This window comes from Streptococcus sp. M334, assembly GCF_000187745.1.
GTDB lineage: Bacteria > Bacillota > Bacilli > Lactobacillales > Streptococcaceae > Streptococcus.
In genome coordinates this window covers 1-12,730 of sequence record NZ_GL732487.1, presented here as the reverse complement: position 1 = coordinate 12,730, position 12,730 = coordinate 1, and the positions used below count along the sequence as shown (strand labels likewise).

General features: G+C 41.3%; 9 protein-coding genes. 3 read left to right on the top strand and 6 right to left on the bottom strand.

Features of this window, described 5'->3' with window-relative positions; genetic code table 11:
* Positions 1–6: 6 nt before the first annotated feature.
* A complete protein-coding gene (locus HMPREF0851_RS0103940; RefSeq protein ID WP_000732999.1) occupies positions 7–729 on the top strand; it encodes a CPBP family intramembrane glutamic endopeptidase in 723 nt (240 codons plus the stop codon).
* Positions 730–781: 52 nt separating this feature from the next.
* On the opposite strand, the gene nusB is transcribed toward HMPREF0851_RS0103940, so the two are convergent.
* From nusB to gatC, 6 genes are all read right to left on the bottom strand, one after another.
* Positions 782–1,201 carry a transcription antitermination factor NusB gene (gene nusB / locus HMPREF0851_RS08755; protein WP_000203643.1) on the bottom strand — a complete coding sequence of 140 codons (420 nt, stop codon included), beginning with the start codon at positions 1,199–1,201 and terminating at the stop codon, positions 782–784.
* Positions 1,194–1,583 carry an Asp23/Gls24 family envelope stress response protein gene (locus tag HMPREF0851_RS08750; RefSeq protein ID WP_000510577.1) on the bottom strand — a complete coding sequence of 130 codons (390 nt, stop codon included), beginning with the start codon at positions 1,581–1,583 and terminating at the stop codon, positions 1,194–1,196. The genes nusB and HMPREF0851_RS08750 overlap by 8 nt, the downstream gene beginning before the upstream one ends.
* A 21-nt stretch (positions 1,584–1,604) precedes the next feature.
* The gene (gene efp, locus HMPREF0851_RS08745; RefSeq protein WP_000568643.1) at positions 1,605–2,165 is read right to left on the bottom strand and encodes an elongation factor P; all 561 of its coding nucleotides are present in this window, start codon (positions 2,163–2,165) and stop codon (positions 1,605–1,607) included.
* A 130-nt stretch (positions 2,166–2,295) separates the two neighbouring features.
* Entirely contained in the window at positions 2,296–3,738 is a 1,443-nt protein-coding gene (gene gatB / locus HMPREF0851_RS08740; protein WP_001008671.1) for an Asp-tRNA(Asn)/Glu-tRNA(Gln) amidotransferase subunit GatB, read from the bottom strand.
* Complete coding sequence (gene gatA, locus HMPREF0851_RS08735; protein ID WP_000143727.1) at positions 3,738–5,204, bottom strand: Asp-tRNA(Asn)/Glu-tRNA(Gln) amidotransferase subunit GatA; 1,467 nt, start codon at positions 5,202–5,204, stop codon at positions 3,738–3,740. The genes gatB and gatA overlap by 1 nt, the downstream gene beginning before the upstream one ends.
* A complete protein-coding gene (gatC, locus tag HMPREF0851_RS08730; RefSeq protein WP_000705419.1) occupies positions 5,204–5,506 on the bottom strand; it encodes an Asp-tRNA(Asn)/Glu-tRNA(Gln) amidotransferase subunit GatC in 303 nt (100 codons plus the stop codon). The genes gatA and gatC overlap by 1 nt, the downstream gene beginning before the upstream one ends.
* Positions 5,507–5,718: 212 nt before the next feature.
* Here gatC and HMPREF0851_RS08725 point away from each other — a divergent pair, with 212 nt between their 5' ends.
* Together HMPREF0851_RS08725 and HMPREF0851_RS08720 are read left to right on the top strand one after the other, a co-directional pair.
* The gene (locus HMPREF0851_RS08725; protein WP_001025438.1) at positions 5,719–7,263 is read left to right on the top strand and encodes a peptide chain release factor 3; all 1,545 of its coding nucleotides are present in this window, start codon (positions 5,719–5,721) and stop codon (positions 7,261–7,263) included.
* Positions 7,264–8,423: 1,160 nt separating this feature from the next.
* On the top strand, positions 8,424–12,730 hold a 4,307-nt coding region (locus HMPREF0851_RS08720), incomplete at its 3' end, for an accessory Sec-dependent serine-rich glycoprotein adhesin (RefSeq protein WP_000466198.1).

The following is a 12,730-nucleotide window of genomic DNA, read 5'->3' as shown; positions in this document are numbered from 1 at the left end:
GGAAGTATGAAAAAACTAGGGCATTTGGGAGTCTATACATCACTGGTATTTCTATCGGTTTATCTACCAGAGTTAGGGGTTGTACATCTAACTAAGTTTTTGGGATGGGGGATAGATGGCTATTCTGTCATTTCACTTGTTTGGGAACTAGTTCTTGTAGTCTTATTTGTCTTTTGGTTAAAAAAGAAAGAGATGCTCTATATTTTAAAAAAAAGCTCAAAGAAGTCAAGATTCTTTCACCTTGTAGTTGGTCTAGTGGCTACTTATTTTGTTCGTCAATTGGTGGATGCTTTTCAGTTACAGTTTCATCATCTAATTGATAACAAGTATATCTTTCAAGATTTTCTTTCGATTCTATACTCCAATGGGCAACCAACTTTTCTATCAACTGTTCTCAGTTTTAGTTTAACAGTAGTCGTCGCACCTATATCAGAGGAACTAATTGATAGAGGGTATTTTATGAATACCTTTTTCCACCAGTCCAAGTACTATCTGGATGTTATTTTATCTGCTCTTATATTTGGACTTAGTCATTTGATCCTAACTCACCGAGATCCTATCAGTTTGATTATATATAGTTTAGGCGGTCTCTTCTATGCCTTAGTATATCGGTGGACAAAGAACTTAAAAATCACCATCCTGTGCCATAGTTTTTTTAACTTTCTCATTTATGCAAAACCCATCTGGATTTTTGTTTATAATTATGTCTATTACCACTTTTTAAGATAGTGGAAGCAAAGAAAACAGTGTTTGATAGTTGTCAAACACTGTTTTCTATCTACTATTCTTCAGTTACAAATTGACTAAGTAGTCCGTTGATAAAGCGGGCTGATTTTTGATCTGAAAAATTTTTGGCAAGTTCAATGGCTTCATTGACTGCTACCAGCTGAGGTGTATCAAATGAAGTGATTTCAAAGATACCCAAGCGTAGTAAGTTTTTTTCGACCAAGGTCAAACGTTCAACTGTCCAGCCTGATTTGAGATGCTGGTTGATTTGTTTATCCAACTCGTCTTTCTGAGCTTGAACACCAGAAACCAAGTTCAGAAGAAAGGCTGGGATTTGCACATCTGCATCTTCACGATCATGTGTGTAGGCAAAGCGACAAGCTGTTTCCACATCTGTACCGAATTCAAGGCTCATAAGAGCTTGAAAAGCGCATTTACGAAGTTCGCGTCTAGATTCTAATAATGGACTAGTCATTGAGGAAGTCCTCGTTAAATAAATCTTTCAACTCAGGTTTTGGCGTTTTATCTGGAACGATTCCTGCAACATGGATGTTAACAGCAGCAAGTTCCACATCAGCCATATCACGGACAGCATCTTTGACTGCTTTTTGAATAGCAAGAGCAACTTTGGGTACTTTCACACCGTACTCAAGGTAGAGATAGATGTCAGCAGTTAGTTCTTCGTTGCTTTCTTTTAAGTAGACGCCACGACCAAGAGAGAGTTTTGATAGGGTATCAGATACGGATTTGTTTGAAAATGAGTGGACACCTTCAACTTTAGCAGTTGCGATGGCAATGATTTTTTCAAGTACACGTGGAGCGATAACGATTTCGCCAAATTGTTCTTCAATTCCCATAGAATGACCTCTTTCTAGAGATTAGGCACGAGAAACGTAAGTTCCTTCTGCAGTGTTGATGATCAATTTTTGTCCAGCTTCGATGAAGTCAGGAACGTTGACAACAAGTCCAGTTTCCATAGTTGCTGGTTTACCAGAACCTGTAACAGTAGCACCTTTGATAGATGGTTGTGTTTCAGCAACTGTCAATTCAACAGTAGTTGGTACAGTTACACCGATCACTTCAGTTCCGTAGAATTGGATTTTCACATCAGAGTTTTCAAGGATGTAAAGCAATTCATTTTCAACGTTTACAACTGGAATTTCGTATTGGTCGTAAGTTTCAGTGTTCATGAAGTAGGCAGTTTCATCCATTTTGTACAAGTATTGAGCTGGCACAGTTTCGATAATAGCTTGTTCGAATTTTTCTTCTGGACGGTAGCTTGTGTCAAATGTAGAACCAGTACGGACATCACGCAATTTCATACGCATGATTGTGTTCCCTTTACCTGGTTTGTGGTGGCTAGCTTCCAAAACGCGGATCAATTTTCCGTCTGCAGTTTCAAATGTCATACCAGCTTTCAATTTGCTTGCTTCAATCATGTTTTTACCTCTTTAATAAATATTATTACTCTTCATTTTACCATAAAATCTTCTGGAAATAAAGCCAAAATAGTTAATGGGATTTGGTAGGGGAGAAAAAACCAACCTCAGGGCTGGTTTCTTTTACATATTACTCTTCTTTCAACTTCGCTAATTCCTGGGCAAGGAGTTTAAGGGCGACTTGTGGATTGGCTTGGCCTTTGGTTGCTTTCATGAGGAATCCTGTGAAGGCCTTGTCTGCATTACGTTTTCCTGACTTGAAGTCTGCTACAGCGGCTTCATTATCCGCAAAGATTTGGTGGATAATTGGAATCAAGACATCTGGATCTGAGATTTGAACCATGCCAGCTTTTTCCACGTATTCACGCGCTCCACCGCCATTTTTAGCCAAGTGGACAAAGACTTTCTTGGCAATCTTAGAAGAGATAGTACCGTCTTCGATGATGGCAATCATTTCTACCAAGTTTTCTGGTGTCAATTCGATTTGTTCCAGTGTCTTACCTTCGGCGTTCAAGTATTGAGCGACTTCACCTTGGAGCCAGTTAGAGACCTGTTTGGCATCGCCACCGAGGGCAACAGTTTTTTCAAAGAAATCAGAAGTGACTTTGTTTGCGGTTAACTGGCTAGCATCATAGTCTGACAAGCCAAGGTCAGCAACGTAACGCGCACGGCGTTCTTTTGGAAACTCTGGCAATTCAGTGCGCATTTCCTCAATCCACTCGTCTGAGATTTCAAAGAGAGGTAGGTCAGGTTCTGGGAAGTAGCGGTAGTCTGCAGCCCCTTCCTTGACACGCATGAGGATGGTTGCTTTGTTGCTTTCATCGTAACGGCGTGTTTCTTGGCGGATTTGACCACCTGAGCGAAGGATTTCAGCTTGACGTTGGACTTCGTATTCAAGACCCTTGCGAACGTTTGAGAAGGAGTTGAGGTTCTTCAACTCAGTCTTGGTACCGAATTTCTCTTGACCATACGGACGAAGAGAAATGTTGGCATCCACACGCATCGAACCTTCTTCCATCTTAACGTCAGAAATGCCAGCGTACTGGATAACTTCCTTGAGGGCTGTTAGATAAGCATAGGCTTCTTCAGGAGAACGCATGTCAGCTTCAGATACAATCTCAATCAATGGCACCCCTTGGCGGTTGAGGTCAACATAAGAGTAGCCATCTGTACCGTGGGTGTTTTTACCAGCGTCTTCTTCTAGGTGAGCACGTTCGATACCGATTTTCTTAGTTGTACCGTCTTCTAGCTCGACTTCAATCCAACCGTTATAACCGATTGGCTCATCAAACTGAGAAATTTGGTAGGCTTTTGGATTATCAGGGTAGAAGTAGTTCTTGCGGTCAAAGTGCATCTTTTTATGGATGTCCATGTTGAGGGCAAGAGCAGCCTTGATACCGGCATCGACAACACCTTTGTTGAGAACCGGAAGTACTCCTGGGAAAGACCAGTCAATCACGTTAGTGTTGGCATTTTGGTCATTTCCGAAGTGGGCAGAAGTAGGTGAGAAGATTTTTGAATTGGTGTTGAGCTCTACGTGGACTTCAAGTCCGATGACTGTTTCAAAGTTCATTAGTTATCACCTCCAAAAATCACGGGTTGTTGTTTGTGGTAGTCTGTTGTTGCTTCAAAGGCAGCAGCAACTTGGTAAATGGTTTCCTCAGAATACTTAGGACCAATCAATTGGAGACCAACAGGTAGACCTTGAGAGAAGCCGGCAGGAATCGAAAGTCCTGGGAGACCGGCCAAGTTGACTGGAATGGTCAAGAGGTCAGCCAAGTACATGGCAACTGGGTCATGGTTGAGTGAGTCCAAGTCATAGGCAACGCTTGGTGCAGTTGGTCCCAAAATCAAGTCATAATTCGCAAAAACTTTTTCGAAATCTTGAATGATAAGGGTACGAACCTGACCAGCTTTCTTATAGTAGGCGTCATAGTAACCTGATGAAAGGCTGAAAGTACCTAGCATGATACGACGTTTCACTTCTTCACCGAAACCTTGGCTACGGCTGTTTACATAGATTTCATCAAGATTAGTCGCATCTTCTGCGCGGTAGCCATAACGGATACCGTCAAAACGTTGTAAGTTTGATGAAGCTTCTGATGAAGCGATGATGTAGTAGACTGCCACACCGTATTTAGAGTGAGGAAGGCTGACTTCTTCAACGATAGCACCAAGCTTTTCAAAGTGCTTAGCAGCATTAAGAATGGTTTCCTTAACCTCTGGGTCAATCCCTTCACCGAGGTATTCCTTAGGCAAAGCAATTTTCATGCCCTTGATGTCTTGACCGATTTTTGAAGTAAAGTCGGCGATTCGGACAGGAGCAGAAGTAGAGTCTTTGGCATCTTCGCTGGCAATAGCGTTGAGCAAGAGAGCATTTTCCTTAACAGTCGGAGCAAAAGGTCCGATTTGGTCTAGAGAGCTACCAAAGGCAATGAGACCGAAACGTGAAACTGTTCCGTAGGTTGGTTTGAGACCAACAATCCCGTTGAAGGCAGCAGGTTGGCGGATAGAGCCACCAGTATCAGAACCAAGTGACAAGCGGACTTGTCCTGAGGCTACAGCTGCGGCAGAACCACTTGATGAGCCACCAGGAACCTTGCTGTGGTCCCAAGCGTTTTTAGTTGCTCCGTAGTGAGAAGTCTCACCAGAACCACCCATGGCAAACTCGTCCATGTTGGTTTTCCCTACGACAATCATGCCTTTAGCCTTTGCATTGGCAACCGCAGTCGCATCAAAGATTGGCTCATAGTTGTAGAGCATTTTTGAGGCTGCAGTTGTAAGAATACCGTCTGTAGAGATATTATCTTTGACAGCAAGTGGAATTCCTGAAAGGATGTTATCAGCATCAATTCCAGCTTCATCAATAGCTTTGGCTTGAGCAAGAGCCTGCTCCTCAGCGATGGTAATAAAAGCGTTGATAGCTGTCTCGCGAGACTTGATATCTTCAAGCGTAGCTTGTGTCAACTCAGTTGCTGAAATTTCCTTAGAAACAAGGAGATTGTGCAACTCTTCAATGGTTTTATTGTTGAAAGTCATTAGGCATCTCCTCCATCGTCTAGGATAGCTGGTACCTTGATATAGTAATTGTCTTTTTCAGGTACGTTTTTAAATAAGCGATCACGGTCTGTTCCTTCTTCGGCCACATCAGGGCGGAGTACAGTCTTGCGGTCAGCCATGGTCGTAGTAGGTGCGACACCAGTTGTGTCAACTTCGCCCAGCAACTCAACCATGTCAACAATCTTAGACAAGGTGGTCGCAAAGGCGGCAGTTTCTTCTTCAGAGAATCGTAATTTTGAAAGATTGGCAACGTGTGTTACCTCTTCTTGCGTAATTTTCATCTTGCATCCTTTCGTGAAATGATGATTTTTAGTCTGTTCTATTTTACCATATTTTCCTATAAATAAGGGAGGGGGAAGTGAAAAGAAATAGAAATTGAAAAAAATGCTAAAATCCGATATAATGGAGTGTTGAAAGGAATGGTAAAATCCAATGTAAAAATCATTCTTAGCTATTGAAACAAGAAAAATAGAGAATCAAAGAAAGAGAACTTATGAATATTCAAGAAGAAATTAAGAAACGTCGTACTTTTGCTATCATCTCCCACCCGGACGCGGGGAAAACAACCATCACTGAGCAGTTGCTCTACTTTGGGGGCGAGATTCGTGAGGCTGGTACCGTAAAAGGAAAGAAAACAGGGACTTTTGCCAAGTCTGACTGGATGGATATCGAGAAGCAACGTGGGATTTCGGTTACTTCATCTGTTATGCAATTTGACTACGATGGTAAGCGCGTCAATATCCTCGACACGCCAGGACACGAGGACTTCTCAGAAGATACCTATCGTACCTTGATGGCGGTGGATGCTGCGGTCATGGTCGTGGACTCTGCCAAGGGTATCGAGGCCCAAACTAAGAAATTGTTTGAAGTTGTCAAACACCGTGGTATTCCGGTTTTTACCTTTATGAATAAGCTGGACCGTGACGGTCGTGAGCCACTGGACCTCTTGCAAGAATTGGAAGAAGTCTTGGGTATTGCAAGTTATCCGATGAACTGGCCAATCGGTATGGGGAAAGCCTTTGAAGGGCTCTATGACCTTTATAACCAACGCTTGGAACTTTATAAAGGGGATGAGCGTTTTGCCAGTCTTGAAGATGGGGACAAGCTTTTTGGTAGTAACCCTTTCTACGAGCAAGTCAAGGATGATATTGAACTTTTAAATGAAGCTGGAAATGAGTTTTCAGAGGAAGCTATTCTAGCTGGAGAATTGACACCTGTCTTCTTCGGTTCGGCTCTTACTAACTTTGGTGTGCAGACCTTCCTTGAGACTTTTCTTAAGTTTGCTCCAGAACCACATGGGCATAAGAAAACAGACGGTGAAATTGTGGATCCTTACGACAAGGATTTCTCAGGATTTGTCTTTAAAATCCAAGCCAACATGGACCCTCGTCACCGTGACCGTATCGCCTTTGTCCGTATCGTATCAGGTGAATTTGAGCGTGGCATGAGTGTCAACCTGCCTCGTACTGGTAAGGGTGCCAAACTGTCTAATGTTACTCAGTTTATGGCGGAAAGTCGTGAGAATGTGACCAATGCCGTAGCAGGTGATATTATCGGGGTTTACGATACAGGTACTTATCAGGTTGGGGATACCTTGACAGTTGGAAAAAATAAGTTTGAATTTGAACCCCTGCCAACCTTTACTCCTGAAATTTTCATGAAGGTTTCTGCTAAGAATGTCATGAAGCAAAAATCCTTCCACAAGGGGATTGAACAATTGGTGCAAGAAGGAGCCGTTCAGCTCTATAAGAATTATCAAACAGGCGAGTACATGCTGGGCGCTGTTGGTCAACTCCAGTTTGAAGTCTTTAAACACCGTATGGAAGGCGAATACAATGCGGAAGTGGTCATGAGCCCAATGGGTAAAAAGACCGTTCGTTGGATCAAGCCTGAGGACCTAGATGAACGGATGTCATCAAGCCGCAATATATTGGCTAAAGACCGTTTTGACCAGCCAGTCTTTCTATTTGAAAATGACTTTGCCCTCCGTTGGTTTGCGGACAAGTATCCAGATGTAGAGTTGGAAGAGAAGATGTAGATCGCCAAAGTTACTTGATTGTGTAACAATCTAAGTAACTAACGCCAAGTTTCTATGGAACTTGGCTAGGCGCTCCACTAGTAAAGTTTTACGAATAATATCGATTCGTAAAACTTTACGTCGTAACTGGTAGTGAGTGGTCTAGCTAACTGCCTTACTAACTACGTTTGGCAAATGAAATTGATTTGCCAAACTCCGTGTCGTAGTGTAAAAAATAGCCTTACCTAAACGCTTCACTAGGCAAAGTCCACGAATGGTATCGATTCGTGGACTTTGCCGTCGTAACAGAAAGGAAGTGGCCTAGCAACCTAACTGCCTCACTAACTGAGTTTTACAAATGGAATTGATTTGCCAAACTCCGTGTCGTAGTTCAGTAAATTTATTTGATTGTGTAACAATCTAAGTAACTAACGAGCTTGAGAAAAAAGTTTTTGAAATCAAAAAAGCGTATAGTATCAGGTATTGAATGGACAACCTTGATATTATGCGTTTTATTTTACTTCGTTATTCTGTAATTAAGTTTTGTTCAGCCTATAGCTGCACCACTAGTAAAGTTTTACGAATGCTATTGTCTGTGGGCTTTTTCATTGTAAGTCTCAGAAAGTTAAGGTGGCTAAAAGTCTGATTTTGCTTGGGAAAATCAAAGAGTAAACTAGAAATTTAGCCATAGATAGCTCAAGATATTGATTTGATATTGAAGTTAATGACAAGTTCGCAGATAGATTTAGCATAAAGCGAGGATAACTACTGTTGCGTTTTGAATTTTTGAAGACTATTATTGTTGGTTTCTATATAAGTAGAATTATTAAACTCTATCTTCTATTTAGAAAAAAATGTGTTGTTTGATTGGATATGTCGTAGGAGACTTCTTATTAATTAGATAATTAAAAATTTTAAAATTTCAGTTGAATTGAATATATTTGTAAAAAAATTAAAAATAAGTAAGGAGTTTTATTTCTGGGAATAGATTATTAGGAGTATAAGTTAGCAGATCGACTTAATATATATATATATATATTAAAATAGATGTTTGTTTATTCATTTCGGACTGGTAATTGATGTACATATCATATTGACCTTAGTTCAGAATTAAAGTATACTAAACAAGTATGATTAAACTTGGCAATAGTTTACACTTTTATCTGGAAAAGGAGTAGAAAATGTTTTTTAGACGTCAGAATGGTAGGTTCAGAGAAACAGACCGTGTGACACGTTATAAGTTAATTAAATCAGGAAAGCATTGGTTGAGAGCTTCAACCTCTCTTTTGGGCTTGTTCAAGGTCATGAGGGGCGGTGTTGATACGACTCAAGTTATGACTGAAGTGGTAGAAGATAAAGTTAACCATTCAATTACAGGGTTAGATATTATCCGAGGGGTCGTGACCACAGGAGCCGTTTTAGGTGGTGCTGTTGCGGCGCAAACCAAAGTGTTTGCAAATGAAGCAGTAGCTTTGGAAAAAACACTAGATAAATCGGATGTTTTAGTAGCAAACGATACGGTAGTTTTAGGTACGACAAATGCAAGCAATTCAGAGAGCTCTAGTTCTCTTAGTGAAAGCGCTTCAAAGTCGGAATCGGTTTCTAATAGCACCTCAGCAAGTGTTTCAGCTAGTACATCAGCTAGCCTTTCTGCAAGTACTTCGACTAGTGAGTCGGTCAGTGCCTCTACTAGTACTAGTCAATCAAAAAGTGAGTCAGAAAGTTTTTCTGTAGCGTCAAGTTCATCAGTTGAACAGAGCACATCTGTAGCAACAACTGAACAGTCTTCCTCACCTTCAAAAGAATCAACTAATCTTAAAATTGATTCTGCTGTACTGAAGGCTACTGAGATTGATGGAAAGGCTGGTGTGAATGTTGCTCAAGCAACTTCTGACACAACGAGTTTAGTAGGAGTGACTGCTGGTGCCATAGCAACAACAGAAGTTTCAGCTAAACAACAAGATGAAAATCGTAAGAAGTTAACCAAACTTTCAGCTGAAATGGGTGAGTACCTAGCAAAAGCTGTAGGATTGCCGAATGTGGACTCTGCTATTACCAAAGTGAATGTTGCTGTTACGGAGATTGAAAAAGCTTTGGCAGATCCAACTAGTGATTTGACATCAGTAGTACAAAAAGCGACTCTAGCTCGTAATTCCATTGTCAATGCTGTTTTAGGTGCACATTCAGGTCAACGTGATAGTCGTAACGGACAAGCGTTAGAGAGAGGAGCGTCTCCTAGGGCATCATTTTCTAGTCATGGAACGACAGCTTCAATTGAGTCTGGTAGATATGATAGAAATCGTAACGAAGTTGTTTGGCGTATCAATATGCACGCGAACAATGCCTTGCATCATGTAGGGCTGATTGCGGATGTGGATCCTAATACGACGATTACTCGTGTGACCTTTAATGGACAAGAAATGGAGAAACGTGGTGGTTCAGGAAATGAGTATGTTTATGATATACGCCATGATAAACAAAGAAACCTAGAAGCAACGCTTGAAGTTTATGCCACTGTAAATAATCAGTCGCGAACTGCAACATTGGATGCAAGAGTTGGTACAAGTAGCCAGCCATTTACAAGTGCGGATACTTCTGGGAACTATACTTCTTCTATGCATCATGAAGTAGCTACTAGAGTGTCGCATCCACCACGTATGAGTAGAAGTATAGCAGTTCCTAATCGTGCAGCAGGTCAGAGCCGTGCAGCCTCTAATCCGCCTACGATTACGATGCCATCTGATGTCACTTTTTATAATGATGATGCAGTCACTAATTTTCAGATACGATTACGTGATGATAGAGGGATGGATACAATCACTGCTTCTGGATCTAATAAGGAGATTACAGGTGTAACTTCCCCAAACTATCCTGCTACTATTAGAAGAGGACTAGGGGATTTGTGGACCTATGATTATCAAGGAAGGCGAACAGGATATCAAACCTCCCGCAATATTGATATAACAGGGACAGTTGGTCGTAAAGGTACTGCTTGGGAACCGTATAAACCAGGTACTTATGTTCTTGAATATACAGTTAGAGATATTGATGGTCAGACTGCTACAGCCCGTACCAATTTCCATGTCAAAGGATTTAATGAGCGACAAGACCCTGCGAAAGGTACTAAAGTCGTAGTTAATGACAAGGCAAATCTAAGTCCAAAAGAAAGAGAACAAGTCTTGGATAACTTTAAGGCGGCCAATGCTAGTCTTCTTTCAGGTACAGGATCAGGTGTAGGCTCAACTGACTATAAAAAAGGAGCTGAAGAGGGTTCAATCAGTGTAGCTAGTAATGGAGATGTTACCATTACTTATCGTGATAAAACCACGGATACAGTCACAAACAATGTTAAGTATGGTGTAGAGAAAACAACTGAGCACTTTTATGCAGTTAGCGACGAGCCTTTATCTAATATAAATCCAAGAAGTCTTGTGCGTCCAGTTGGCGGAGCTTCTGACTTCCCTAGTGGGACAAGATTTGCATGGAAACAAGGGCAAGCTCCTACAATGACAGCGATGGGGGACAGAGAGAACCCTAGAACTGCAATCTTAACGGTAACTCACCCAGATAACACTACTACGGATTTAACATACAATTACAGAGTTTACCAAAAGATTGAGACTAAAACCAATAATAGAGTTACTGGTCAATTTTATGCCTTTAAAGCAGCTTCAGGTGATAGAACTGTTGGCGGTAGCTATGCTAATAATATAGGTGGAGATTCATATCTTTATATCAATAATCCATCTCTTCCTTCAGGAACAACATTTGCTTATGAGTATCGTCTGAATAACAATGCAAGTGCACCACTAAATAATCGAACTGGGTCACCTAAATTTAGTACTGTCTGGCATACAACTGATTCTGAAGCTACGACACACCGTACAACCTATACTGTAAAAGCAACTTATCCAACAGGGCGCTTTGGAACTCCGTCTGCACAAGATCGTGCTTTGACAAGTGAGACAAGCTTTACTTATACAGTAGTGGATCCAGTGGCTAAACAAGAGTATGTTACAACAGTTGGAAATACAACTCCACTAAATGATATTATTGCCAATTCTGGTAATGCACTTAAAAATTCTGATTCTAGAGTTGTGATTCCAAATGGGACAACTTATGAGTGGGTATCCAGACCTGATGCTTCAGCTCCAGGTATCTATAAGAAAGAAGTTAAAGTTACTTTACCACAAGGTTCCGCAGATAAAGCAGGCAACAGTACAAATGTTCCTGTAACTATCAAAGTTAGACCGAACCCACCACGAATCGCAGATAGTCAAGTGAAGCTACAAGGAGGTCTGCCAAATCGTAGTATTACAGTGACAGATGTAATACCAGGAGCAACAGTCACTTTAACGATTGGGACTCAAACCTTCCCTAAAAAATCTACTGGAACAAGTGTGACGTTTGAACCGTCTGAGTTGAAACGGGTTACTGATACCAATAATGGTTTGTTGCCTACAGGAAATGTAACGGTTAAACAAGAAATGGTTGTTAGGGATCCAAATGGTAGCAATGTAACTCTTCAATCTGACACATCTTCTAATATAATTACTAAAGAAAATGTATCTCCAAACCCTGAATTTGAAATCTATGTCAAGAATAATGGTAAGTGGGAAAAGCTTTCTCCGAAAAATAATGTCCGTCCTGGTACGAATGGATACGAGATTTTTGCAGGAGATGAAGTTAAGGTTGTCTTAAAAGGTTCAGATAATAGTGGTAAACTTAGAGACTTGAAACTTTACGATGGTACATCAGATAAAGATAAAATATTCTCAGATGACTATTCTTCGAATGATAGTGCACCAGGATTCAAGAATAAACCAACGAATGCCCCTGTTACTTTAGAGTATACAGCTACTTATAATCCTAATCAGCCACATGCAGATGGAAATAGATGGACACTTGGTGTAAAAGCTGTGGACTTGTCTAATAATGAATCGAGAACTTCAACAGTAGTTGTCGCCCAAGGGAAGTTGAATGAGAAATTCCCTGGTAAGAAGCCGTCAGTAGTCTTCCAAGTTAAACATCCAAACGCTCTGAGTCAGCGTGAGAAAGATGAAATCTTAGATGCTGTGAAAACAGCGAATCCAGAGACTGCAAACCGTATCAGAAGTTATTCTATTGCAGAGAATGGAACGGTAACCATTACTTATAAAGATGGAACGGTAAATACGGTAACGCCAAATATATCTGACTCAGATTACCGTGCATCAGTGTCAGCAAGCACAAGTGCGTCAGTATCAGCGTCAACCAGTGCCAGCCAAAGTGCTTCAACGAGCGCGTCTAAGTCCGCATCGACCAGCGCCAGTCAATCAGCCAGCACGAGCGCGTCTAAGTCCGCATCGACCAGCGCAAGCCAATCAGCCAGCACAAGTGCGAGTCAATCGGCATCAACAAGCGCAAGCCAATCAGCCAGCACGTCAGCTAGTCAGTCAGCATCAACAAGTGCAAGTCAATCAGCCAGCACGTCAGCTAGCCAATCGGC

Bases quoted from the DNA above. Each gene is read 5' to 3' on its own strand.
- HMPREF0851_RS0103940 (WP_000732999.1), top strand. From the start codon at position 7: ATGAAAAAACTAGGGCATTTGGGAGTCTATACATCACTGGTATTTCTA.
- nusB (WP_000203643.1), bottom strand. From the start codon at position 1,201: ATGACTAGTCCATTATTAGAATCTAGACGCGAACTTCGTAAATGCGCT.
- HMPREF0851_RS08750 (WP_000510577.1), bottom strand. From the start codon at position 1,583: ATGGGAATTGAAGAACAATTTGGCGAAATCGTTATCGCTCCACGTGTA.
- efp (WP_000568643.1), bottom strand. From the start codon at position 2,165: ATGATTGAAGCAAGCAAATTGAAAGCTGGTATGACATTTGAAACTGCA.
- gatB (WP_001008671.1), bottom strand. From the start codon at position 3,738: ATGAACTTTGAAACAGTCATCGGACTTGAAGTCCACGTAGAGCTCAAC.
- gatA (WP_000143727.1), bottom strand. From the start codon at position 5,204: ATGACTTTCAACAATAAAACCATTGAAGAGTTGCACAATCTCCTTGTT.
- gatC (WP_000705419.1), bottom strand. From the start codon at position 5,506: ATGAAAATTACGCAAGAAGAGGTAACACACGTTGCCAATCTTTCAAAA.
- HMPREF0851_RS08725 (WP_001025438.1), top strand. From the start codon at position 5,719: ATGAATATTCAAGAAGAAATTAAGAAACGTCGTACTTTTGCTATCATC.